The organism is Bacillus sp. AFS017336 (assembly GCF_002555445.1).
GTDB lineage: Bacteria > Bacillota > Bacilli > Bacillales > Bacillaceae_G > Gottfriedia.
Window position 1 is genome coordinate 12166 of sequence record NZ_NUCO01000001.1, and the last position, 25839, is coordinate 38004.

The 25839-nt window shown below is 30.1% G+C and carries 27 protein-coding genes and 1 pseudogene; 4 read left to right on the forward strand and 24 right to left on the reverse strand.

Annotation, left to right across the window (positions count from 1 at the left end; translation table 11 throughout):
• Positions 1-178: 178 nt before the first annotated feature.
• The 4 genes from CN601_RS00080 to CN601_RS00095 form a co-directional block, all read right to left on the reverse strand.
• Positions 179-1156, reverse strand: a complete 978-nt coding sequence (locus CN601_RS00080; RefSeq protein ID WP_098169582.1) for an endonuclease/exonuclease/phosphatase family protein — start codon at positions 1154-1156, stop codon at positions 179-181.
• Between the two features lie 280 nt (positions 1157-1436).
• Complete coding sequence (locus tag CN601_RS00085; RefSeq protein WP_098169583.1) at positions 1437-1946, reverse strand: hypothetical protein; 510 nt, start codon at positions 1944-1946, stop codon at positions 1437-1439.
• A gap of 171 nt (positions 1947-2117) precedes the next feature.
• Positions 2118-2624 carry a hypothetical protein gene (locus CN601_RS00090; protein WP_098169584.1) on the reverse strand — a complete coding sequence of 169 codons (507 nt, stop codon included), beginning with the start codon at positions 2622-2624 and terminating at the stop codon, positions 2118-2120.
• 208 nt (positions 2625-2832) lie between these two features.
• Positions 2833-3336 carry a GrpB family protein gene (locus CN601_RS00095; protein ID WP_098169585.1) on the reverse strand — a complete coding sequence of 168 codons (504 nt, stop codon included), beginning with the start codon at positions 3334-3336 and terminating at the stop codon, positions 2833-2835.
• A 165-nt stretch (positions 3337-3501) separates the two neighbouring features.
• Between CN601_RS00095 and CN601_RS00100 the strand changes: the two genes are divergently transcribed.
• From CN601_RS00100 to CN601_RS00110, 3 genes are all read left to right on the forward strand, one after another.
• Positions 3502-4380, forward strand: coding sequence for an ABC transporter permease subunit (locus tag CN601_RS00100; protein WP_098117863.1), 879 nt, complete (start codon positions 3502-3504; stop codon positions 4378-4380).
• Positions 4377-5381, forward strand: coding sequence for an ABC transporter permease subunit (locus CN601_RS00105; RefSeq protein ID WP_098169586.1), 1005 nt, complete (start codon positions 4377-4379; stop codon positions 5379-5381). The genes CN601_RS00100 and CN601_RS00105 overlap by 4 nt, the downstream gene beginning before the upstream one ends.
• A 191-nt stretch (positions 5382-5572) precedes the next feature.
• Positions 5573-5923, forward strand: coding sequence for a hypothetical protein (locus tag CN601_RS00110; protein ID WP_098169587.1), 351 nt, complete (start codon positions 5573-5575; stop codon positions 5921-5923).
• Between the two features lie 259 nt (positions 5924-6182).
• On the opposite strand, the gene CN601_RS00115 is transcribed toward CN601_RS00110, so the two are convergent.
• The 19 genes from CN601_RS00115 to CN601_RS00200 all read right to left on the reverse strand — a co-directional run bounded on the left by CN601_RS00115 (position 6183) and on the right by CN601_RS00200 (position 23830).
• Positions 6183-7604 carry a M1 family metallopeptidase gene (locus tag CN601_RS00115; RefSeq protein ID WP_179865367.1) on the reverse strand — a complete coding sequence of 474 codons (1422 nt, stop codon included), beginning with the start codon at positions 7602-7604 and terminating at the stop codon, positions 6183-6185.
• Positions 7605-7774: 170 nt separating this feature from the next.
• Complete coding sequence (locus CN601_RS00120) at positions 7775-8911, reverse strand: DUF4179 domain-containing protein (protein ID WP_098169589.1); 1137 nt, start codon at positions 8909-8911, stop codon at positions 7775-7777.
• An 11-nt stretch (positions 8912-8922) separates the two neighbouring features.
• A complete protein-coding gene (locus CN601_RS00125) occupies positions 8923-9432 on the reverse strand; it encodes an RNA polymerase sigma factor (RefSeq protein WP_098117868.1) in 510 nt (169 codons plus the stop codon).
• 265 nt (positions 9433-9697) lie between these two features.
• Entirely contained in the window at positions 9698-10123 is a 426-nt protein-coding gene (locus tag CN601_RS00130) for a hypothetical protein (RefSeq protein ID WP_257131559.1), read from the reverse strand.
• A 115-nt stretch (positions 10124-10238) separates the two neighbouring features.
• Positions 10239-10958: a hypothetical protein gene (locus CN601_RS00135; RefSeq protein WP_098169590.1), complete on the reverse strand. Its 720-nt coding sequence runs from the start codon at positions 10956-10958 to the stop codon at positions 10239-10241.
• Positions 10959-11758: 800 nt separating this feature from the next.
• Positions 11759-12808 (reverse strand): DUF1835 domain-containing protein, encoded by a 1050-nt coding sequence (locus CN601_RS00140; RefSeq protein ID WP_098169591.1) that lies wholly within the window; start codon positions 12806-12808, stop codon positions 11759-11761.
• A gap of 393 nt (positions 12809-13201) precedes the next feature.
• Positions 13202-13990 carry an aminoglycoside phosphotransferase family protein gene (locus tag CN601_RS00145; protein ID WP_098169592.1) on the reverse strand — a complete coding sequence of 263 codons (789 nt, stop codon included), beginning with the start codon at positions 13988-13990 and terminating at the stop codon, positions 13202-13204.
• A gap of 103 nt (positions 13991-14093) precedes the next feature.
• Positions 14094-14285, reverse strand: coding sequence for a hypothetical protein (locus CN601_RS00150; protein ID WP_098117875.1), 192 nt, complete (start codon positions 14283-14285; stop codon positions 14094-14096).
• A 78-nt stretch (positions 14286-14363) separates the two neighbouring features.
• The gene (locus CN601_RS00155) at positions 14364-15137 is read right to left on the reverse strand and encodes a hypothetical protein (protein WP_142317279.1); all 774 of its coding nucleotides are present in this window, start codon (positions 15135-15137) and stop codon (positions 14364-14366) included.
• Positions 15138-15258: 121 nt separating this feature from the next.
• On the reverse strand, positions 15259-17778 hold the full coding sequence (locus CN601_RS00160; protein WP_257131560.1) for an ABC transporter permease subunit: 2520 nt from the start codon (positions 17776-17778) through the stop codon (positions 15259-15261).
• Positions 17775-18455: an ABC transporter ATP-binding protein gene (locus tag CN601_RS00165; RefSeq protein ID WP_098169595.1), complete on the reverse strand. Its 681-nt coding sequence runs from the start codon at positions 18453-18455 to the stop codon at positions 17775-17777. The genes CN601_RS00160 and CN601_RS00165 overlap by 4 nt, the downstream gene beginning before the upstream one ends.
• 568 nt (positions 18456-19023) lie before the next feature.
• Positions 19024-19452 carry a GNAT family N-acetyltransferase gene (locus CN601_RS00170; RefSeq protein ID WP_098120510.1) on the reverse strand — a complete coding sequence of 143 codons (429 nt, stop codon included), beginning with the start codon at positions 19450-19452 and terminating at the stop codon, positions 19024-19026.
• Positions 19453-19753: 301 nt separating this feature from the next.
• Positions 19754-20308 carry a GNAT family N-acetyltransferase gene (locus CN601_RS00175; protein ID WP_098169596.1) on the reverse strand — a complete coding sequence of 185 codons (555 nt, stop codon included), beginning with the start codon at positions 20306-20308 and terminating at the stop codon, positions 19754-19756.
• A 74-nt stretch (positions 20309-20382) separates the two neighbouring features.
• Positions 20383-20859, reverse strand: coding sequence for a hypothetical protein (locus tag CN601_RS00180; RefSeq protein ID WP_142317281.1), 477 nt, complete (start codon positions 20857-20859; stop codon positions 20383-20385).
• Positions 20860-21545: 686 nt separating this feature from the next.
• A complete protein-coding gene (locus CN601_RS00185) occupies positions 21546-22331 on the reverse strand; it encodes a GNAT family N-acetyltransferase (RefSeq protein ID WP_098169598.1) in 786 nt (261 codons plus the stop codon).
• Between the two features lie 171 nt (positions 22332-22502).
• Positions 22503-22736 (reverse strand): hypothetical protein, encoded by a 234-nt coding sequence (locus tag CN601_RS00190; protein ID WP_098169599.1) that lies wholly within the window; start codon positions 22734-22736, stop codon positions 22503-22505.
• A 108-nt stretch (positions 22737-22844) separates the two neighbouring features.
• Positions 22845-23021, reverse strand: coding sequence for a hypothetical protein (locus CN601_RS26695; RefSeq protein ID WP_179865368.1), 177 nt, complete (start codon positions 23019-23021; stop codon positions 22845-22847).
• A 145-nt stretch (positions 23022-23166) separates the two neighbouring features.
• Positions 23167-23415: a DUF7668 domain-containing protein gene (locus CN601_RS00195; RefSeq protein ID WP_098169600.1), complete on the reverse strand. Its 249-nt coding sequence runs from the start codon at positions 23413-23415 to the stop codon at positions 23167-23169.
• A 151-nt stretch (positions 23416-23566) separates the two neighbouring features.
• Positions 23567-23830: a hypothetical protein gene (locus CN601_RS00200; protein WP_098169601.1), complete on the reverse strand. Its 264-nt coding sequence runs from the start codon at positions 23828-23830 to the stop codon at positions 23567-23569.
• Between the two features lie 274 nt (positions 23831-24104).
• On the opposite strand from CN601_RS00200, the gene CN601_RS00205 reads away from it, so the two are divergent.
• Positions 24105-25655 carry a hypothetical protein gene (locus tag CN601_RS00205; RefSeq protein WP_098169602.1) on the forward strand — a complete coding sequence of 517 codons (1551 nt, stop codon included), beginning with the start codon at positions 24105-24107 and terminating at the stop codon, positions 25653-25655.
• Positions 25656-25707: 52 nt separating this feature from the next.
• On the opposite strand, the pseudogene CN601_RS00210 reads toward CN601_RS00205, so the two are convergent.
• Positions 25708-25839, reverse strand: a pseudogene (locus tag CN601_RS00210) (antibiotic biosynthesis monooxygenase); the annotation flags it as partial.

Below are 25839 nucleotides of genomic sequence, written 5' to 3' on the forward strand. Positions count from 1 at the left end.
TTAATAGTGTTGGATTGTATTTTATATGCTTTTAAAGTAGTTGTTGAGTATCCTTCAATTAACTTATCATTATAGAAACTTTCTTAGGAAACGAATATAACATATGGAAGCTCTACTTTGTACACTAAAAAAGACCGTCTCTTTAATAATTAACGGTCTATTCATTCTTTGGCAATTGTTAACTACAACTTTCATCATGGTGATGATGATCCTCTAAATGTAAACGTGCAGATACACCTGCATGGTCGGACGGCCATAGACCCGTTCTTGTTCTGTCACTCTGTTCTTCACCTACTAATTCTGCTTCTTTTGGTTTCCAACCATTTTTAAACAAGATATAGTCTATTCTAACAATTAAGCTAGAAATTGCATTTAAAAGATCAGGCCCCTGACAACAGGTAAGTCCTGGACCTTCACCTACCTCATTCCATACATCTTGAAAGCCTCCTTTAATAAACAAATTATAAGTTGTGCTATTAGGGATGGAGTTCAAATCTCCGGTAATTATTACAGGTAAATGAGTATTTGCTGGTCCTTGAAGAATTTCATTAGCTTGAGCATTCCGTATCGCCTCAACAGCTGGATCCAAATGTGTATTAATCATCCTAAAAACTTGTCCATCCTTCTTAAAATCTACAGAAGACCAACCTCTAAGGACTGTAAAAGGTTGTCCTGCTATTGGTACAATTAGATTTGTCTGAAAATTAGCTTCTTGGCTTCTAATTACCTTCAAGTCTTTTTCTTTACGAACCAATATGGCATCCCTGTTCAATAATCGAACGATATTTCCATTGCTGTCAGTAAGTTGTATATTAAAATTTCGGTTTCGAGCTGCAACTTCGTACTTCAACCCTCTTTCATCCAACTCTTCCAATAATATCTCTATAAAATCATAGGTAATTGTTCCGAAAGTTGGGATAATTAGCTCCCAAAGCTGAGCCTCTTGCAAACCGATAAAATCAGGTTTTTCTGATGCAATAGCTCTAGCAATTGCCTTTGCACGAACAGTAAAATTAGTTGCAAGAAAAAGTCTAAAGATTTCTGTTACTCGTTCAGGGATTTGCTCTGGGGTAGCATTAATCAATGGTGCAGGATCTGTACCTTGATAAATATTCCACGTTAGGAACGAAAGATGAAAATCATTACTTTTTCCCATGTAAAATTCACCTCCAATCTTTATTCCTGTTAACAATAGATGAAGAATGAAATAGATATGTAACGGCATTATAATCAGGAAATATTTATTCATTATTAATAAATTATTCGAGTAAACTGATCCGTTAAAATAAGCCTTACTCCTTTATATGGCCTGATTGTTGAGGAACATCTTCAGATAATTGGTTATTAGAACTTAAATTTATAATCATTTTTGTGAAAGTTTTCACTTTAATTAAACTGCCATTTACTTTAATAAAAAAAGCCGCATATTAGCAGCTTTAAAACTTTATATTTAATAGATTTTTTAACTCAGTAAGTAATTCAGGATGTTTTACTTTTGACCAATACATCATTTTTTGACCTTCCCCAATAGAACTTACTTTCTTTCCATTAGGCTTCTGAAAAATTATCCTTCCATCTTTAAAAAAATTCATTAAATATACTTTGTTGTCCATTGATTCTTTATCCGACAATACAAAGATGTAATTTCCCTTATTATTTAATTCTTTGTTCTTCTCCATTAATTCATCTTTTGAAGGTTGAACTACTTCCATTTTGTTTACTTTTTCGATAAACTCTTTAATTTTTTTATTATCCTTTATAGTCATTGTTGTTTCTTCAGAGGCTACCCCTTTATCAACACTTTGAACCCTTAAGATTACATATTCACTTGTATTTGGAATTTCTAAAATTTTTGTCTTCATATGAACATCAACAGACTTTGACTGACACGCACATAATAATATTGTAATCAATATAAATACAGAAATTCTTTGTATATATTTCATTGTATCTCGCCTCCTATACATTCATATTCGACAAAATTATCAAAATTCCCTTTTTTTACCATTTAACCTTATTCATATAATCTGCCATTTTGTTGAAAAAAAAAATCAACAATCTGCTTTAACAGAGTCAAATAAAAAAAGGATTAGCTTAATATGCCAATCCTTTCCTTCTTATCTATTTTCTGCTAACCATTGTTCTACTTTTTTCTTCATTTGTAAATCTAATTTTTCAAGATCACTCTCATCATATCTAGCTTGTTTTACATACTTTCGTGGAAACATTCTTTTTAAAGATATCCCAGGGTCGCCTTCATCTGGCTCTTTATATTTTACAACTGAATAGGAGGAACCTTGTCGCTTCAATGTAATTAATGCGGGCAAGGAGTGACCACCCTGTTCCTCTGTTTTTGTTGACAAATTATAGGTGCCGAAAAGGGAATAAAAGTAGACTGTTAACTTATTATTCTTTTTTTCCGTTCCATATACTTTATGTACTTCAAATTGTTTATCGCTTGGCTCGTATATTCCTTTATATTGTTCAATAATGTAATCTGAAATGATTTGATCCATTTCTGTTGTAACATTTATGCTACCATCAGTAAGCACAGTTTTATTGCAGCCAGCTAATAGTATTGGAATAAATAAGACTACTATAAAACTTAATTTTAGTTTTTTCATCTTCATCCCCTTACTCATGAATTTTAATAGATTAACTGTTTCCCCTTTTATTTCATTAAATTCTCTTAATATTTAATATGTTGTCAACTCGATACATATGAGAGTTAAATTAGAGCCTACTTTTTAAAATGGAATTCATTCAAACTTATTGAAGATGAAAGAGACTAGTAAAAATTAAAATGCAGAATAATTTTTCGTTTCAGATCAGTCATCTTTTCATTTTTTTATATTCAGGAGTATTCATTAATTTTGCGAAAAACTCGTTTTTACAATCCCTATATTCTTCCATACCCTTCCCTTCGAACTTTCTTTTTAAATGATCATACTTGATTTTATACTCTTCATTTAATAATAAAAGATCACGTAATTTCCAAAAGAAATCAAATTCAGAATCAATAATTGTTAGTTGTACACCTATTGGTGGGTCAAGTGAATCATTTTTAAATGCTCTAAATGAATTCGTTTTAATGCTACCTTCATTTAATTCAAATAATGTTGAAAGTAATTTTACAGCTTTTGAGAATTCCTCAGGAAAAACTCGTACTTGTATATCTAAATCGCCCTTTGTCAGGCTGTTGGGAATGGCCGTACTACCAATGTGCTGAAGATCAGCTTCTGGTAGAAGCGCTTTTATTATTTTTTTATGAATAACGAAAGATTTCTCTGCTTTTTCAAAAATCAATCGATTACTTGAAAAATTAACTCGTTCCATTTAACCCTCCTAGTAGTTTCTTTTAATTTGGCAATAAATTCTAATTTTTCTTACAATAATTTCCAATGTAGTTTAAACTAGATGTAAATAGATTCTAAATATGAAAGGATGATGAATGAGTTTTACAGAAGGATAATGAGGATAAAGGAGTGAGATTACGATTAAATGAGTATTCGTTATTATCTATGGAAAAAATTTTACCAATTACTATTTACGATCATTTTGATAGGAATCATTGTAGCGTTTTCAGTTAGTTTACATACGACAAAAACTGAATTATTCCACACGGTTTTAAAACAACTTAGTACGTTTGGTCATAGCTTTCTTCATTTAAATGAAATAACAATCAAAGTAGGGCCCTTTTCAAAAATAACACCTTTATGGGGCTATTTAAAAGAGCCATTTATCTATTCGTTTATTATTCTATCATCTTCTTTTATTTGTACATTCACGTTAGGAATCTTCTTTTCCTATGTAACTTATCAGTTATCTCCAAAAATGCGAAAAGTAGTCAAAGAATGTTTATTTCTCTTACAAAGTATCCCAGATGTTATGTTTATTTTCGCAGTTCAATTATTCATTATATGGCTCTATAAAAAAACAAATATTCTAATCGTCGATCCAGTCGCAGGACTTGAGAAAGTATATGTACTTCCAATCTTAGTCGTGTCTATACTACCTGGGATCATGTTATTCCAAATGAGTTTTCTTGCAATTGAAGAAGAAAGTAAAAAAACATATGTCGAATTTGCAAAAGCAAAAGGTTTATCCAATGGATGGATCTTACTAAGGCATATTCTACGAAACGTTGTAGTAACTCTATTTTCGCATTCGCACTACTTATTTTGGCTGCTCGTTTCGAATCTATTAGTTGTTGAAGCATTATTTAATATTCATGGTTTTTTTCAATTACTTTATACAGCGTTGAAAACACCTAACGCATTTTACATCTGTTTGATCGCTTTATTTATTCCATTCTTCTTCATAGAAATGATATTTAATTTAGTCGCGATCAAACTGACAGGAAGGGAGCAATCCGAATGAAAAAAGGTTGGACGAGACTTCCTTTCATCTTCTCATTACTATTTCTAACTAGTTTAGTTGCCATAAGTTTCCTTTATACATATGTTTTAAAAGATCACATTAAATCTCCACCAACATTTTTATATGATGGAAATGGAAACATCACGAAAATGCGACCATTCCCACCAAGTTTTGATTTTCCTTTCGGGGTCGATCGTTTAGGAAATAACCTTTTTTGGTTAGTCATTGATGGTGCTAAATATACCATTTTAATCGGATTGAGTGTGAGTTTATTGCGAGTTGGATTAAGTGTTTTCATTGGGATTATTTATGGGATTTATTTACAAAAAATGAGAACACTTTTTACAACTTTTGAGCGAGCATTCCGATTTATTCCAGCTATCCTCCTCGTCATGTTGTTTTTTGATATAAATCTATTTAGTGATGCTACAAAAGGCTTTTCCTATATTGTTTCAATCATTTTTTGGCTAACAATTGTTTCATTACCCTCTCTCGTTCATGCTATTGGCAATGAAGTGAGCCATTTTAGCAACGAAGATTTTATTACAGCATCCAGAGCAATAGGAGCAACAAAGTTTAGGATTATACGAAAACATGTAATGCCATTTCTACGTTCTAGAATCCTACTAATGATCGTTCAGCAAATGATTAGTGTCTTATTATTACTTATTCACCTAGGTGTTTTTCGAATTTTTGTCGGTGGTAGCACAACAATCCAACTAGACACTGTAAACAGCATCACATTCCCGAATTCACACGAATGGTCTTCCTTAATCGGAGTATCTTACAAAGAGCTAATGCTCGATCAGTGGATTGTCTTTGGACCAAGTATCGCTTTTATTCTTACATTATTAGCTTTTAATGTAATGAAGAGGACGTTAGAGGGTACTCAAGAAGAAATAGCCATTCCAAAAAATGAGAAAATGTCATCAAAAGAACTTAGTCAGATAAAGAAATCTGACTTCGCCTTTAAAGAAGCTGTGGTAACAAATGTAGACTGATTGAAATTATTTTGTTCTTCTAAGGATACGGATTCTAGATCATCAATACCAAAAATTGGCGATAAAATATTACAACTTAATTAAAGTGAATTGGGCTAATTATTCTAATCATTAGTCCATTTTGTATTTTATATACCATTAGCGTTGATACTAAACTTTAACAATTAATAATGTACAAGGAGAAATATTTTATGAAAAATTTATTAACTGTAATCCTAACAGTATTAATCATTCTACCTTTAAGTTCGAATGCGATGGCAGCAGTTATGGATGGAAAGCATAATAAAAAAGAGCATACCGCTTCTGAGTATTCTAATTATAAATTCAAAAATCCTGATGCAGAAGCAAAAGCAGCAAGTGATTGCTTTTTTTACAAAGTGAGTTGGAAAATGCAGGATATATTCAGAAGGTTCGATAGTGGAGAATTAAATGAAAATGAGGTTGCTAAATTAATTAGTAGTGAGATTTCACCATTGATTCCAAATAAGGAATATGAGATAGCTCTTGAATTGAGTGAGCAGAAGGCGCGTACAGGTCGATGAATTTTTTTGACTTAGACTTATTTTAATAGTTAATAGATTAGTGGAATAAAAAAAGCCTATCTTATAAAATGGATAGGCTTCAGGCTGTTGAAAAAGAACTTTTCAAATAATCAGAAGTATTTTCAGTCTCACTTTCCATGGGGCGAGGCCTGAGCCTCCTTCATGAATTCACCTCAATTTTTTCTCTACAATAATAAGTTTAAAGTTGCTTTTATTGAAATAACCACGAAATGAATTTCTCATTTAATGTACTTCCTTATTATGAGGATGTTTTTTCTTTTCCGGTAACATTCAACCAGTTTTCGAATATTTTATCGTCTTTAATTTTAAGTTCAAATTTCAAGAATCTTAAAAACTCTTTTGTGTCTACCTCTTTATAATGATAATAAAAATAATAATCTTTCAAAAACATTTCCAATGCTTTTCTACCACCGTTTTGATTAAATATTTTTAATAATTCATGAGAAGATTGTCCGTAAATATAACTAGGGTATTCCACAGGAGTATATTGATTAATAGATAAATTAGAAGGCTTAGATGTTAATTTAATTGGTATATTATTATTTGGAATTTCATTTTTTCCTGCTATAAATAAACTGGTAGCTACTGAAGCAAGTCCTTCATCCAACCATGCATCTTTATACGGATCATTACTTATGACTCCATAAAACCATTGGTGAGCTATTTCATGAACAATTAAATATCTCAAAACGTTTCTTGTCGCACTTGTATCTACAGTAACTATCCCTGGATACTCCATGCCCGAATGGCCGGTATTACTAGAAATAATATCTAATTGTCTTAGTGGATAAGGTCCGATGATTGATTGAAAATATTTTAGTGATTTTGCTGCAGCATCTAATGAATCTTCTTGTATGTTTTCATTAAAGTTAATTAGTCTAATCTCGACCTTTCCGACTTTTTTAGTAATGACATTTGGATTTTTTAGAATCCCAACAAAGACTTCTTTTTCATTTCGGACATTAAGTTGGTTCGAAGGTTTACTTGGAAACTCATCCTGGTCACTAGTTGTGAAAACGGTGTATTCATTTGGCACTTCATAACTTAGGTTAAAATTACTGAACGTCGTATGATATGATTCGCCCTTAAACTGGTAAGGATGTTTATTCCAACCCTTCCCTTCTATATATGTTGGAACCATTGGATACCACTGTGCTAAGAAAAAATTTTCATTTTGTTTTGTAAATCGAAAACCCTGGTCAGGTAAGCTAAATGAATAAGAAATTGATAAGCTAACTGTTTGATTGTTCTCTAAATTGACTTTGAATGGAATTGTTAATGTATCTTGATTAAGATTGTACTGTGTTTGAATGTCATTCACACGAATACTTTTAATGTGGATTTTTGACGGGTGCTGAAGTGTGGGCGAGTTTTCTTTTGTAAACATATTCGGGATAAAATATAGTTTAATATTATTCAATTTATCTTTAGTTATATTTGTAACAGTTATGTAAGCTTGTACTTCAAACTTTTCATCCTTTTTCATTTTTAAAGAAAGTTTATAATCTGTTTTTATGCCAGTTAACTTACCGATTGGATTGAAATTTTTCTTTATAACTTTACCTACTTGCCTTGTGTTACCCCTATTTTCCATTTGGCAACTAGCCAAATTCAGAGTAATGACTAATATTAAAAAGATTAAACTAGTCTTTTTAATCATTACTTTCTCCTCTCTATTCTCCATATTCTATTTCTATAAAATAATTATTACTAAATTTTACCATAAAATCTATATTTTTTTAATTGTCTATAATTCATCCAATTCTGTTCTACTAGTTAGATTTCTAATCAAAAGAAAGGATCGACACAAATGTCGAACCTTTCAATTTATTACTTTTTAATTAAAGGGATTTTTATATCATTTCCAACTTCAAGCGCACAGTCCCGGCGATCCTTAACTGGAGCAAAAATCATAATATATTCATCATCTTCACCAGCCACCTCACCTTTACTAAAAATCGGAACAACTTTTTCCCCAGCCGATTTTAAGAAAATTCCCGATTTTTTATTATTTACTGTATACCCTAGTTCTTTATCGATTTTTCTAGAATTAAGGAATTGTTCTTCCAATTTACTCATTACTGTGTATCGCATTCCACTTTCATCAGTAAATACTTTCGTATCTGAGCCGGCAACGACTACCCTTGTTTCCAGTGTCGAAAACTCAACCTTTTTAATTTTGTATTCTATGTTTTTGTAGGTAAAATTTTTGTTTATTTCAATTGTTTCTCGATTAGAAATGGCAGAATTAGCTAGTTTGAAATCAAAATTCCAAATTGCTGGTACCATACTGTCCTTTTTATCACCATATATTGTTAAATTTTCAATTTCTAAATGAATGTTTTGTCCTTTGTACTTTTTGATTGACTCAAATGACAATGCTTCCACTACTTTATTTTCTTTACGGTCGTAATATCTACTACCCCATCCTACGTTATGTAATTTCAGCTTTTTATTGTTACCAACCGTTAAATTGATCGAACTATCACCTTCAAAAATATCAATATAATAATTTTTTAAATCCTTCGTTTTACTATGGTAAGTCAATAAAAGTTTTGTCTCTTTATCATCAGTCATAATTCCTTCAAAGTGTACACTTATATCATTTGTAGCATCAAAATAAGTTTGATTAATCGCTTGATGTTGACCTAATTTAATTACAGCTCTAACACCTGAATCATCAATATGATCACTTGAAAAAATTTTATCATACATTTGTTGAATCGATGCCAACACTGGTGTAAATCTTATCGATAGTAGACAAATCACACAAACCGCTGCAACTACAAGTAATCTTCTGTATAATCCTCTACTTTTGTATAAAACTCTTTCATTTATCAGCGATGATTCTTCATTTATATGTACTTGTTCATCTGTTACAATCTTATCCTTAATTTTATCCCATACATCAGGAACCTGTTTTTCAATTGCACTATGCAAGTGCATTAACGTTTTATCTTTCTCCATCGTATCCCTCCTTACTTTAAACATTTTTTCAACATTTTTAATGCCTTGCTGTACTTCCAAAGAACCGTACCAAGCGGCATTTCAAGGATAATGGCAATTTCTTTGTGTTTCATACCTGAAAAATCTTTCATAATAACAATCTGTCTTTCTTCAAAATCAAGCATTTCTATGTATTTGGTTAATACTATTTTGTCTAGTGGATCTTCAGAAAGAATTTGTGCTCGCTCGAAAAAAACATCATCAAATCCTGTTATTTCTCGTTTCTTTTTTCGATAAAGATCTAAAGCAGTATTTCGAGAAACACTAATCAGCCAAGCTTTAATATTTGAAATCTTATTTTGATTAAGCTGGTGAAATAATTTTATAAAAACTTCTTGCAACACATCTTCTGACAATTCAAAGTCTCTCAATATAGAAAGCGCCATTGCAAATACATGCTTCTTATGTTCATTAAATAATTGTTTAAATTCATCTAATTCATCAATTAGAATTTCTCTTTGTTGCGAACTCGTTTGCCCCATTTTATACCTCCTTTTACTTATTAGACGGTTCAAATATCCAGTTTATTGGTAATAAATTTATTTTTTATTAAATTATTTCATACTGCTATACTAAATAAGGCTAAATACATAAAAAAAAGAGCCATCAATAGGACTCTTAGGCACAATTTTAATAAAGCTATTACAAAATTCTATTTTATTAATGGATACTCCTTCCTTTACACTAAACCACTAAATATAAAAAGGTGTTGCATTTAAACTTCTAAACGTCATAAAACCAATACCTTTAATGGTATCTAAACCAAACAAACCATCCTTTTTTCTTATCTTTTGCTAAAAAAATTTGCCCCTGTCCTATACTTGCTCCGGGAGCTTTTGGAAAATCTAAGCGTACTAGCCAAGATTTTTCAGCAATTTCTTTACCACAAAAATACTTTGCCATTCCATAATAATCTTCTTCCTCTTTAACGCCAACAGTTTTTGGGAATGGTTTAGCGGTTAAAACATTCCACTTTGTATAGATGTCAGGATCATCTGAACTAGCAACATATGTTTTTGGAATGATTGAATTTAATGCTTTTATCACTTCATTCTGATCTTTCATCGATGTTTTTTCTAAATTACTTAAAACAGGACACTCTTTAGGTTGTGCATATCCTATATTTGTTCCAAAAGACAACATCAATATGAAAATTAAAAACATAAATTTCATTTTCAATAAAATCACCTCTGATGTTATCTTCCCTTATGATCTCTATTGTTATGAACTTTTTATCAACTTTAAAACAAGAACTACATCCATGTTACTTGGTATTCCAATTCGCTTTCTAATTGAACTTATTTGACTGATTTAATGGACCCAAGAAAGGATTTTTTTCTGTTGAATTATACGGAATAAATTCAATCTTATTCGCTTGATACATTTTATCTCGATATCCATAAGTAATAAGTATATCCCCAATAAACATAGCAGGCGTTACTTGTGCACTTACTCTAACCATTAATTTTTTATCAATTACTTCATAATCAACAATGCTTCCAAAACCAATATCTTCACCTAAATGAGATTGTTCTATCGATTTCGTATCGATCGTGTATATTTTGTTACCACCTATAATTAATTCAGCATTTTCGCTAGTTAACTTTGTTTTAACATTTTTATGAATAATAGCTAAAGGATTATCTACAACTTCATCTATCAAACCATTAGTATACTTGTAAACATAAACCTCTTCATCTAATACACCAGTACCATACCCTTTGTTCAAGACAATTATTAAATCTTTATTTTCATCTTTGTTAATATCCTCGTACAAAATCTGTGGGGCAAAAGTAGGGTTTGTTACATTCATCCAGAACGGTCTAAAATAAGTCTCGCCTTTAAACTCAATTTTAAATTCTCTATACATATCTCCAATCTTCTTAGCAAACAAGGTGATATTATCCTTTTCAGATTTCGAAACTATTATATAATCTTCATCCGCTGCTTCTATATTTTTCGGAAATAACAAAAAAAGTATTAATACTAAAATCATGTATTTTTTCATTAAACACCTCATTATAGTTTTCCAAATGAGATGTTTCTTATTAAATCATAGTGATAAATGAAAAAAATCGACCAAATAGTCGATTAAACCGTTCAAAATATGGGGTAAAAAGTCCTAAAGGAAAAATTTACTTGTCAAAAAAGCAATGACAGCAAGAATAACGTATTTTAAAATTCTACGCATCTTCCATTTTTCTAGATAATAGTAGGCAACAACCATATAAAGAGTAACTGCTATAAAAAAGAAATTGTATGACAGATGAAAATATTCACGGATAAAGACAATAGCAAACATAGCTAGTAAGTGTACACCATCATATTTTTCTTTAGGTTTATTTCTTTGTCAAGTTTCTTTGAAATCACAATTCTCCTGTTTAAAATATTTTACTTATTAAGTATTTTTTATTATATCTTATTATTTTCTGCTAATAATTTAACTTCTTTTTCTTCTTTTGATTATGTAATACTTTAATTAAGTTACAGTATTCAAACAGATAATATCTAGTCTAAAATAGTCTCACAATCAAGTAATCTATCCAAGCAAGACTAAAAGGAATTGAGAGGAAGTAAATACTTACTAAAGATCCCATTATCAATACAATTTTTGTAGCGTTTCTTCTAATAAGGATTGATAAAATAAGACCTGTTATAGGTAATAAAATCACTACAAGTTGTAAAAGAATATTATTAAATTATGCATACCCCAAGGACTGACATTCAACATCCCTTTGTTATGTATGTACATAAAAGTCCCAGTTAATACCCAAATAAACAAAGTACTAATTATGTAAATATTGTTTCTCATTTGCCCCTCCTGAGTCTCACGCTATAATACCTCATCCCTTTCGGAACACCCTCAATTTCAAAAATGCCGTTCATAATTAAATGTCTGACCCTATACTCGATATACCCATCACCAATATATTGCTCTAAATAGCCTATAACCTCTCCTATTAGGCGTGCTGATTTCATAAATTCAATATTCTTTTGACCTTTATGTAGCTTTTTGGCTTTATTGATTATAAAGTCATCATAATAGTCTTCATCTACACTTTTTATTTCTTTATTTTCCCATACCCTTAGAACCTCTTGTGTAGATGATAGTTTTAGCCACTCTTCCTCCATTTTTTTACGTTTCTCTATACTTACTGGAGATACATTTCTATTTTTCTCATACATTAACCTCAATTTTTCAGGTACAATTTCTCCAGTGTGTAACAGGTAATATTCAGCATCTGGAGTATTGAATTGTTTTTTATATTGCTTAGTTGTATTCATTAAGAAAATATCGAAATTTTTATCTTTTAATAAATATAGAACATATCTTAAAGCAGTCTGTTCGTGTGAGTTTTCGCCAACCCAAATCATAATTTTGGTATTTTTAGGAATTTCATTTATCATCTTCGTTGTATGATTAAACTTATCCTGGTATTCATCTAAATAATCGTCATCAAAGATTAGATGATCTTTTATCCACTCATATCTAAGATTAAGCCCTACGTGATCATGCAATTGCCAAACTGGACCAATTGAAAACAGATCGGAAAATGAGATAACCTTTTCTTCATCTTGTAGTTCCATTTCTTTTAATGCAATTTTTAAGCAACCAGATGCTGAATCACCAAAGAGAATATGTACAACCTTATAGCTTTTATTATTTTGTTCATTGGTTTGGTTTCTTTTATATTTCAGAAATTCATCATATGTCTTTTTCAAGTCAGCCACAAATTGCTTATTTGAATAGTTGTCAGTTTCTTCAAACATATTGATTCGCAATAGAATTTGAAACAAAAGTGATTTCATCTCTTCATCGTGTGAATTTTTAATGATTCTTTTTAATTCCTCAATCAATTTATAACCCCCTTTACATATAATGTTACTGTAAAAATCCAGTTAACTTTATTAAACAATATGGCTATTTAGTTAAAATAAAAGTGCCATTTTTACAACTAATATTCACCTTCGACTTAGGAATCAATAATTTTCATGTTTGTTTTTGAACTAAAAAACTGATTAATTAATATTATCCCCTTATAGTAGACATGCGATCAAGCTTATCTGATTAAATAGATTAGCAGTCTACTTTGGGGATTTTATAATTTCCGTTCATTTTGATTAACTAAAGCATGCGTTCAATAACTAGGTCATTTGTATTGCCACTCTAATGCTCTTCCTACTAGCTCTTAAATAAATTTTTCTTTACTTAATTGATCCTCTTTCGTGTTTGATATAAATAATAAATCATTAAAAGAACTCGTATATTCCAACAAAATATTGATATTCCTCATCACTAATCAATCTATTTCCATAACCTTCAAAGAAGATTGTGACTTCAGCTTTATTCTCAAAAATATTTGGTTTAGGCCGTATTGCCAATGAAACATCATACCTCGGGTCTCCGTAGGCTCCTCCACTCCAATCAATAATACCCGTGATTTCTCCATTCTTGACTAATACATTATCAATCGTAAAATCTCCATGAATTAACGTCTGATTAACTGTCCTTGGCTTATTTTCTTTTAATCTATTTAACACCTTTAAAGTGCCATCTACTTTGAAATTTTTAATATTATAATCGGCTTGAATCAACTGATCATCCAGCCACAATTTATTATTTATTAATGAATCCGGGCAAATTGTGGAATGGAGCTTTGATAAAGTTTTACCAAAATTATAAATCGCTTCGTATTTTTTTTCTTTTGTATTCTCGATAGATAAATAGCTTCTTAATGTTTCACCTTCAATATTCTCCATTAATGACCAAAAGGAATCTTCATTTTTATCCTCTATATAATTGTAAACTTTTGGAATCGACAACTCAGTTTGAGATAACTCATTTAGTACATGTACTTCTTTTGTCAGTAAAGAGGAATACTGTTCGCCTTTTGTTCTTTTTAGTACGTAGTATCCATTCGTTGTTTTTAGAATACCTACGTTTGATGTGTGACCTTGTCGTGGAAATGCTATTTCAATAATATCTCCAACAATACTTCTAATGCCGTTTGGAATTTCTTTTAATCTAATTGGTTCCACAAGAAAATCTCCTATTAAAGTTTTTACTTTTTGGCTCTGTTAAATTTAATTGTTGATTTTTTAACTAAAAAAAGGTTGTTTAATTAGACAACCTTTAGAACTCTTATGGTTGAACAACACCAAGAGCAATTAACACCTGCCAAATAACAATAAAAATAAACACAGATAAACCAATCAATGTAATCCAAGAATTAATTGTCTTTTTTCCTCTTATAATTTTATAAGAAAAGTAGATAAAAAATGTTACTAATAGGATTATAACAATCGCTAAAAACAGATTTAAATATACAAACATGATGAATTCTCCTTTTGCGTACTAATCTAGGTGCATTTTAACTAACGCATTAGTTAGTTGTACAAGAGTTCCATAAAGTTATTTAACTATTTTAAAACCGTCTATATCTAATAAGATCTTACCTTTTGACGTTCTAATTTGAACATAAAATTTATAATTTTTTAGTGTACTTAGAGCTTCATTAGATAGTTCAAATGAAAAAGGAATTATTTTCTTTTTATTAATCGGAACTGATATTTTTCCGCTAATTTTGACAATTTTTAGAGGAGAAAGGTCTTCATTCTTTCTAATACCATTAATTTCAAACGTTATTTCATCGAATTCTTGCGGTTCATTCGAACTATCAATTGTCACATGCCCTTGAATTTTTTCATTTACAGGAAATGTAAAGTTATTAAATACAGTATTTACTGGATGTTGTTTTATGAATTGTTCTTTAATACGATTTTTAAGTTTCTCGCTAATATAAAATGAAACCGTTTTTCCATTGTATTTGTTATGTTCATATTCAAAACTTCGATTCAATTCCTCAAAGGTTATATTTACAAAAAAAGAATTAGTTTTTTTCTTTTCATATGTCTCATTCTTATATTTTCCAAGTAGTTTTATTATCCAAAAGTAATCATATTGAGCAAATTCTAAATTTTTACCAATCTCATCATCATTCATGTTTATCTTTAATTCTTGAATATAAAATTCAGGGTCCATTTTTTCTACGTATTTCAAGTCAACATTTTTAATAGATATCGGTTCTCTAATATTATCTGTTTTTGAACAACCTACATTTGTAAAACAGGATAACAATACAAGGATAATTACTATACTTTTCTTTAGTTGTACTTTCTTTTCCAACACAAATATACCTCAATTCATTCTAATTACTACCTTTATTAAATCATTTCTTAAGCAACTAAACTGCCATTTTGTTTAATAAGAAAAAGTGATCTACTATTGAAGAATCGCATTAGTTAGTTCAATAAGAAACTTTATTTTTTCTACTGATTAATAAGTATCCACTTATCACCAAAATGATTGTTGACAAAAAAAGGATCATGCAACCAATTTGAATGCTTATGCTTGGCTGGTCAAGAAAGATTGATAATTCGCCATTAGTGATTTTTGCAATATTAAAATACGTAAATGGAGATAGGTAAGCAAAATTAATAATTACCTTTGTACTGACAATGTATCCTATCAATAAAGTTAGTATCGTGGTGGAAAATACTGCTAATGAATTTTTAAAAAGAAGGGATATTAAGTGCGACAATGCGATTGTAAATAAGATTAGGCATATTAATAAGACAAGACTTTGTACAATATTGACTCCAAGTGGAATAAAATGAAACCCATTTCTCCCATATGAAATATTGCCCGTGTAATTTAAAGAAATTGCAATTTTGGGATGATCATAGAATAAAATAGGATACTCCCAATCGCCGAAACGATTAAACAACATTCCAATAATTAATACGAACAAAACAAGTCCTATACTATTTAATAATGAAAAGATTGTAGAATTTAATATTTTACCAATAAAGATTTGCTTAGTATCGATAGGTTGAGTTTTTAAAAAATAAAGTGTATTCTTTTTCCCTCGTTCAATAGCAAATCCAGATCCAAATAGTAATATAAATAGACAGATTGGAACTAGATAAAAATAATCTTTAAAGAATACGTAAAGTGTATAAAGACCACTATTATCTAACTTCTGATTCATTTCTAACCATTTATTTGAACCATCTTTTTCAAGTGCACTATTGTTTGTAAAAATCGTTTGAACGAAATCACCTGAAAATACAGGTTGAATATCGTGTTCCATAAGCCACTTTTTCTCAGCTATACTAACATCTATTGTGAATTGACCCAATGTTTCCTTAAAAGCATTTTGTAGATTACCTGAATCAATTTCCTTATTGGCAAAACGCGTTTGAAAAAGTTGGTATTCATAGAAGGGGTACCAGTTGCCATTTTTATAGCCGTTCACTGCTGCCTTATTTTTATTTAGTGTTTCTAGTATGACAGCTTCTCCCTTCTTTAAATCAGCTAACTGCTCCTTGTAGGTAGAAATATTAGGTTCTCTTTCTAGTATTGCTATTTGTTGCTTCATGTCCGGATACACAACGCTTTCTATGATATCTGCTGATTCTTTTAATTCTTGAAAGTACTCTTTCTTCTTTTCTTCTGTTTGCTCAGATAAAAAGAAATAACCAAGTATTACTAGTATTGAAAGTAAAAAATTCACCTGCTTGAATAAGCCTCTACGTCTTATTTTACGAATTTCAAACAAAATCACGATCAAAAGCGGATTAGCATTAATTTTAGTTTTTCCTCTATGAAACGGAGTTAGATAAGACGAATTGTTTAATAACTCACTTTCGCTTTCAGGTAGAAATATAGATGGAAGTAAGATACTAAGACTCCAAACAATCGCAAAAAAAAGTAAAATCCAACCTGTATTATTAAGTGATTCATTTAGAATTTTGTTAAATTGGAATGACTGGAACGGATTCCATCCTACTTGTATAGATTTATTCATTTCTGTTAATGTAATTCCTACGGTTAAGATAAAACAAGTAGTGATAAAAACAGTAAAAGAATTTCTCGCCCATCTACTTATTAGAAATACGATACCAAAAGTTACAAGACTCGTATTCAAAAAGAGAATTAATTCTCTTATTATGTAGTAAGTAGTTGAAATAATAGTAAATGTTTCTCCAGATCCCACTAATTGAGGATATTGGAAATTCATCATCTGATTACCAAAAATCCATGATACACCAATTCCTAGAATTATGACTAATATAATAAATATAAATACTATAATAAGTATACAAATGAACTTACCAATGAAAAGTTTCCATCTTGGAATCGGTTGAGTTTTCAAAAACAGCCATGTGTTTTGCTCTTTTTCATCGGTTATTATATTTCCAAATAAAAACAACATAACAATGACACCTGTAACTCCAAATAATAATTTGGAATTCACTTTTAAAAATAACATAGGTGCTAAAGGGTATTCTTCATCTACATACGAAAGATCATGTTTAATCATCCACTCGTTTTTTGCAATCGCTCGGCTTCTCTCCATTCCTTGGAGTGATTGAAATTCTCCACCGTATTTGGAGAACTGCAATAAACTTATTAAAAAGTCATGCTCGTAAGTAGGAATCTTATCCCAATCTTTACTGGTAATTGCAAGCTTCCAATTGTAAAGAGCCTTACCCATTTCTATAATTTCTTCTAGCTGTCTGGTATACACCTCATCAATTGAATTATCACTTTCACGTCCACGTAAACTCTGATAAATTTTATCTGTTTCTTCAAAATAAGGCTTCATCTTTTGTTCGGCTCTGTCTTTGAGTGTGGATTTTTCCATATAATTTTGGATAAAGGTCCCACCTACACAAAATAAAATTATAAGTAACATCCAAAGGAAATGTCGTTTACGCCAGAATTTTTTCAATTCGAATAGTATGAAGTTAAATATAATCACCCCTCATCAAAGAAAATCTTTTTATAACGTTCTTCTGTACTCATTGAAAGTTCCTCATTTATAAGGACTCCTTTCTTCAAAAATAAGACATGAGAAGTGACACGATCAATTTCTGATAAGTTATGTGACGAAAGAAGTATTGCAGTTCCTTGTTCTACTAACTGTAATAATAGCTCACGCACTTTAATCGCACTCGACGGATCTAGACCATTCAACGGCTCATCTAAAATCAGCAATTTAGGTTGATTAACAATAGCCAAAGTCAAAAGTAAAAGTTGCTTCATCCCAAGCGAATAATAAGCAACCTTTTTGTTCAAATAGCCATCAACTCCTACTATTTCAGCTGTTTGCATTAATTGTTTCCTTGTAATTCCTTGTATATCTCCAATGAATTGGAGATGATCATATCCTGTTAAATAATCATAAAGAACCGAATTATCTTGCATGAAAGAAATTTCTCGAAATATAGTTGGATTTTTATTACTTTTTCCTAGAATAGTAACTTCACCTTGATCAGCAGCTAAAAGGTTAGTAATTGTGTTTAGAAGGGTCGATTTCCCAGAACCATTTGGACCTACTAAAGCTACAATTTGTGGCTTGTGAATTTCAAATGTAATCCCAGTTAACACTTTTTCATTACCATATGATTTATGAATTTGATTGACTGATAAAATCATCACCATCATTCCTTTTATAAACAAATTGAGAATCTTTAAGTTAGTAAAAACACTTTCATCTTCTTACAATCAAATTTTCCATATTATGTTAATTTCTTCCTTAAAATGATATTACCTTCATTACTTTTTTAAAGAATATTAATAATTTATTTACTTGAGAGCAAACCAGAGCAAAAAAAACCGACTTAATAGTCGGTCATTTTGTTGAACTAATGCATGCGTTAGTTGCATTAGGTTACTTCATTGATTGTGCAATTTTCCCCAATATTTCATCCGTTAAATTATCACTATCCATTGTAATGAACGTTCCATCTTGAGACCAAAAAAGTAAGCCACCCATATTAATTTGCCATTTTGGTATGTACCACTATTTGCCCATTCTTTGAAATATCCTTTATGCCCATTAATATCAACTTGTTAGACATACAAAAACGCCATCCTTTCCTATGATTCTACAGAAAGAATAGCGTATTTGATAAGTGACAATATAGTTGTTTAATTCTTATTAGACTAACGCGCAGTTTATTAGTTCAATAATCAAAGGTAAGAGAGGATTTCCACCTTTACCTTATTTTAACTTTAGCTCTAGTATAGGGTATGGACGTCCAGAAGAATCTGTCTCCGTTTCATTTACTATAAAAAAGCCATTATTAATATAGAATCTAGTTGCACTCTTATTGTCTTTATTTACATCAACTGTTGTAATATCAAAGTCTTTAATTAAAAAATTAATAATAGCTTTACCGTATCCTTTACCTATTTTATTAGGTTTTAAAAATAACATTTCTAAGTGTTTTTTATTTATAGCGGAAAAGCCAATTAAATCCTCATTTTCATACCATAACTGGACATTAAGATGTGGGAAATATGAAGGTATTTCTTTTTTAAACTCTTCTCTATCGGTTTCTCTTAAAAAGTGATGAGTAGCTAAAACCGACTCTTCCCATATACTCAAAATTGTATCATAATCTTTCTGATTTGCTTTTCTATATATCATTAATATCTCTCCTTAAGTTTTAAATTATCAACTCCTTCCCAATAAGTATTTTATGATTTTCATGTTATATAGCCACGAACTTAAAATGTTCATTAATAAAACCTCCAAATAAACATTTATTTAATTGAATTAAAATATCAAATATTTATAATTTAGTCAATAACTTTAACCCACCTCTACAATTTCCCCTTTATTTTATCATGATTTATTATTCAGCTCTGCCGTCATTTAGCGTATAAAAAAATCGACTTAAAAGTCGATCATGTTGTACAATTAACGTATGCGTTAGTTCAATATGAATTCATCTCGAATTTATGTAATAAATTAGGTGGTCAGTCCACTCACCATTTTCGAAAATAAACCCATTTCTTATACATTCAAACTTCATTCCAACGCTTTCTGCTAATTTAATAGATGAAGTATTATCAACGTTTATATGAGCTTCAATACGATGGAATTTCAAATCCCTGAAGGCAATCTTAATTGTTTCTTTTACTGCTTCTTTGGCATAGCCATTCCTCCAATATTGGTTATGGATGGTATAGCCAATTCTACCCCATTGAAAATCATTTCTAGCTAAGGTAGAGAAATCTATCATTCCTAAGTGAGTTCCATCATTTTTCAAAAATACCCCAAAAACATGGGCTGTATCATTCAATGCTAATTGTTGATGCTTCCTTACTAAATTAATAAACCATTCTTCACTACAATCACTCATATCAATCTTACCTTTATCATACTTATGTTGAGCTGGAAGTCTATTTTCAAATTCACTAAGCCAATTTTGAAAATCTTCTTCTTTAAATGGTCTAATTATTAATCTTTCAGTTTCTGAAAAATAGTTAAAATTGTTCAAACAAAGCAACCTTTCTTAATAAGTTTGTAATCTTGTTTAACTATCGCACTGCATTAGTTGAATAACAAATTACCTTACGATTTACTTTTTAATTTATTAAATACTTCTTTCTCTTTAGGAGTAAAATCATTATAATTTTTTAATAGAATCCATTTATCACCAAAGATTCTTTTATTTACACTTATTAGCATATCCTCATAAAAATCTTTTTCAGAAGCAATATATTTAGTTGTATCTATATACTGTTTCAAATTGTTATTCTTATAATCCAGTATTGTATTACCTTCTTTATGAATGAAATATACCTCGTTACCAATTTTTTTGTATGCTTTGATATTACCAACAAAAAGTTGAAAAGAACTTTTCATATCCTGTACGTAGTAATCCCCATTAGGGTCAAACTGCATGATCTGGTATCTGCCATCTCCAAAATAATCAGTAGTTGCATCAACAACTTTGTATTTTAGATTTCTTATCTTTTCTTTTTCATTCATAAATGATTTAGCGTATAAGACAACACCTAAAATAGAAATGAAAATAACAACTAACAATAGTACAAACTTTTTACTTTTTCCATTCTTTTAAATACGTATAAAAACAAAGTAGAGTAATACTTTATCTAAAAATAATATCATTCCCTGAATTTTCCAGACATCTTTAATTGAACTAAACTGCAAAACAGCACAAAAAAAGACCGCAGTAGCAGCCTTCACGATGTTCAACTAACGCATGCGTTAGTTGCATAAGAATTTATTTATTTATTTTCCGATTCATTTATCAACTTACAAAGATATCCGACTTGTCTTTTGATAAAAAAGTTCTTTACTGAATTTATTAAAAATGTCGATAAATTAGCTTTTAAATTAGCTGAAAATGATAAAAAAGTTCTTTACAGTTCGTAATAATTGTAACAATTCGAATTAAGTTCATGATAAAAAGTTCTTTACTAATTGTAATATATGTAATAATTCTGCCCATCTATTGTAATTAAACTGCTGTGTTATATGTTAGCTTACTATTATGGGTATTCATGTACTCAGATGAAGTTTCTCTAACTGCAATAAATTCTTGGCTTCTAGTGAATCATTTATTAGAAAAAATGTCCTTCTTAAAATGTTCTGACACAACAAAACGAGAATCCAAATAGTTATCAATGATGTCTTTCCTTATTGCTTCAATTTGGACTCAAGTATTAATTGAGTTGATTGAAAGTAGGTTCAACTAAGGCATGTGAAAATTACTCTTTAAAATATACTGCATAGTGAATAGGTTCTTCAAACCCTAACTTTTCTGCTAATCGTATTGAGCCAAAATTATCAATATCACATTCCCAACGAGGAGCTAAACCTTTATTTATACAATCTTGTATATACATTTTTGCAGCAATAAAGGCAAAACCCTTCCCTCTATATTCTTCTTTAGTTGCAATGTCTATTTCGGAGAATAATTCATTAGCAAATACAGATGTACACTCACATACAGACACTTCTTTAAGTAAAACACAAATTCCAAAACCATTTTCTAAATAATTTGAAACAGAATCCCAGTAATGCTTATAGTAAATTGGTTTAAATCCAACATTTGACTGAAGTACATTTTCATCAATTTTTTTTAATGAATAGTCTGGTGGTAATTCATAATTATCTAGTATTTCTTCTTTAAATTTAAATGTAAAAGAATATCGATCCAACTTAGTTAATTTGTTATTTAAAAGGTCATTAATTAATTGATTCCAAGAACCTGATGAAGAATATAAAATAAAAGGTAATTCCTTCTCTTCTACTCTATCAATATAAAATTCCTTTAACCAATAGTTAAAAGAAATATTTGATGTTTCTCCAATTACACAGTAGAATCCTGATTTCGTACCAATAAAAATGGATTTTGGAGTTTCGATATGATCAACAAATACATCACCATCTACTATCTCTTGCAAAACTGAATAAACAAACGTAGGTGTATAATTTATTGAAATAATTAATGGGAAAATATTTTTATATTCTTTATTATTTAATTTAATCATTTATTCACCTTTCTTTATCGTCGTTTTTAAATTTTATTATGCCAACAATAGCTTTATGTCCATTCCATTAGTTTTGTTATCCTATTCGGCTAACATCACTAGAGTTCCTTCTTCTCCGCTGTTATACTATTCAGTTAATCTGCCTAGCCACAACTAATGCAAACTACTCGATTACTTTCCAGTTTCGATAATGATTGAACCAACTACCTCGGCAATCTTCTTGGGTACACCCAAATCAACTAAAGTTTCAGCATTTGTTTTTGGTTCTTTTCCACATCCTGCAAGTAATCCAATAAATAAAATACCGCATATTATTAATCTTTTTATATAATTCTCCTTCGTATAAAAACTCCTAACAAATGCTATTTCGTGAACAAACCAATTTTTACCTACTTTATTCTTCAACTAAACTGCCGAAAAAGTTTAAATAGACAAAATAAAAACCACTATTACAATTGTTTGTAATAGTGGTCAATTAATTTGTTACTAGAATATTACATTCAGTAAAGAACTTTATAATCTAGTAAACAAGAATTTTATCCAGTAAAGGACTTTTTTATCCAGAAATACGACTATATACTCTCTTTTTGTAGTTTCTTCGATATCATTATTTTCAACAAGGTCATCAATGCCTTTACTAATTACATTCAATAAAGGTGTATTTTCAAATTTTACATATGGATGTGACATCCTATTTCCTCCTTGTGTCTTAGTTCAACTAAAGCATGCTTTAGTTGAATAACGATAACTATAAAACGTGTAAATTTGTGATTGAAAACGATAAAACGTTATCTGATTGGTCGATTATTGCTTCACAAGACAATGTTAAGTCACTTTACTTATTATCTATCCAAAGTTCAAATTCCATTGCATATCCTTCGCCATAATTGTACTCAATATAATTAATATTCTCGTAAGCTAAATCAGGTGGAATTGTAAGTGTCCCCCAGTAATTTAGTTCTTCTTTAATGTCCTCGATTGTAAGTTCTTTGATTAGTTTGGAACTAATTTTTACAAAATCTTTATTTACTAAGTCAAAAACAATTTCTTTAAGTAATAACTTCAATTTTTCTTTAAAATTCATAATTCCACCACCTATTATGAATTTAATTATACAGTATCTTATTATACTATCCTGCCATTTTGTTCAATAAAAAATGACCGACAAGATCGCCGATCACGTTGTTCAACTAAAGCATCAGTTAGTTGTATAAGAACCATTGAATGAAAAGGCGTTATTTTGTTTCGTACTTTCTTTGATTTTTAAATTGTCTCCAGAACATAAATACAATAGCACAGCATCCAATAAAAAATACTAATCCAGCAAATCGCATTGAAAGATGGAATATTGATTTCGTATAATCAACAACAAAATGAATTACATAAATAAGAGCTGAAAACATTACAAAATTAAGGATAAATTCAATTAGCTTAACTTTTCTTTTTTTTGCGTATTGCATTGAAAATGCCAAAACAATCCCCATTATAATTACTTCCAATTCAATCACTCCATCCTAATTTTCATCCATAAGCTAAAGAGATGTTAAATCTTTTATTAATTAATTATACAGCACATTCCACATCGATAACTTGGGAAAATCTCGCCTTTTTGACACAGGAATGCAATTTCTCTTATAAAACTGATTTGCTATTTTGTTGAATAAAAAAAGCCGCATATAAGCAGCTCGTGTTCTTCAACTATTGCATGCTTTAGTTGAAAATCATTGAGTTAGTTCGAATAATCTTTTTTTAATTAAGTAAGTGGTAAGTTGATTGAATAAAAAACCAATTTTGACAAACCCTTTGTTAAAACTGGTTTTTTATTTTGATTATAGGATGGATGGTGGTTTCACCTTGTTAAGTATTAAAAAGGTAGCATCTAAATTAGTTATATTAGCCATAGTATTAACTCTAATTAGTATCGAAATAAAAGTGGTTAAGGCATCCATTAAAAGAATAGATAACAAAGAATTAACACTTAAGGAGGCTATATATCTTGGCTTAAATAGAGCAAAAACATGGAATAAAAATGCTTCTTTAACGAGGATAACAAGTGTCGACGAAAATTTGGAAGGTTCAAAGGGAGAAACTGGGAAACGGTATTATTGGAATATGGAATTTAGTGCATCAAATCAAAAATTATTATCTATAGGAATTTCTCAAGGGAAAATATCCTTTAGCCGTGAGCATGTAGGGGATAATAATGGAACGATAAAATTGGAGGATATTAAGTTTGATAGTCCATACCTACTAAATATAGCAAAAAAAAAATATGGTCTCCAGAAAGGATTGGATTGGGCTACAGGTTACCAGTATACTCTTGATCTTATCGAGGGGAAACCAAGTATAACCATTTTGGGTACTGATAGAAATAAATTATTTACACGAATTAGCTTCGACCCTAAAAACGCGGAAGTGACAGGCGCAATACACAAAGTCCCATATGGTGGTGGTTTGATATCCTTACAAAAAGAATCAAAATCTTCTAAGATAACCCAAAAAAGTATGGCAATAATGGGAATCACAGCAGGGAAAAGAAACTTGGTTACTTGGGGTGATAGAAAACCAACCCAGTTTAATACAGCCAATCATCCGTTTCTTAGAGTAAGTTCAAACATTGGGGAAAAGTTGACGGACTTAGAAATAAGTAAGTATGTAAAATACGCTTGGTTTAACCCTGAAGAAGAATTGTATGTATCAACGGCATCCGAGATATGGTCAAATGTAACGAGTAAAAATAAAGGTAATAAAATATTGAATTTAAAAAAGGAAATTGAAAACATAGACTATTCTTTGAATAATAACATTGCAGTTTTATCAGATGGTATGGTTTACACAACTATAACTCAAGGGGATAGTTGGGGAAAACATACAGTTCCTGAATCCCTTCGCACAATTCAAATCTCAGATAAGGGAGAGTTATTTATTTTAACTCAAAATAGGGAGATTCATCGGAAGAACAAAGATAAATGGAATGCAATATCTATCCCCAAAAATGTAGGTATTCCTTGGGATATGAAAATCCTAAAGAATAAGATCGTAATCACTACCGATATTGGATTGTGGATACGTGACGTCAGTGGAAGTAAATGGAAAAAACTACAAACTGATGAACAGATATTTAAATTAATAAAAAAAGGACAGAAATTATTTGGTATAACAGATAGAGGTGCTGCAATTTATGAATTTGATTTTGGAAATGAAACTATCGAAAAGATAGAGAAAGTATATGAGGCTAAAGATAATATTGTTTTGGATATAGATGTATTCCAAAACATATTATTTATTGCAACCATTCCAAATTATGTTTGGGAAGAGATGTGAACTATGAGTTTTTCTAATGTAACTAACGCATGCTTTAGTTGAATAAGACTTACTAAAGTTTAACTCTTTTAAAATGTTCGACTGTCGGAAATGGGTCATAAAAATGATGTAATTGCTTTTTCCATTCTTGATACTCGTTAGATTGCCTAAATGCGACTGTATGGTCTTCTAATGTTTCCCAATG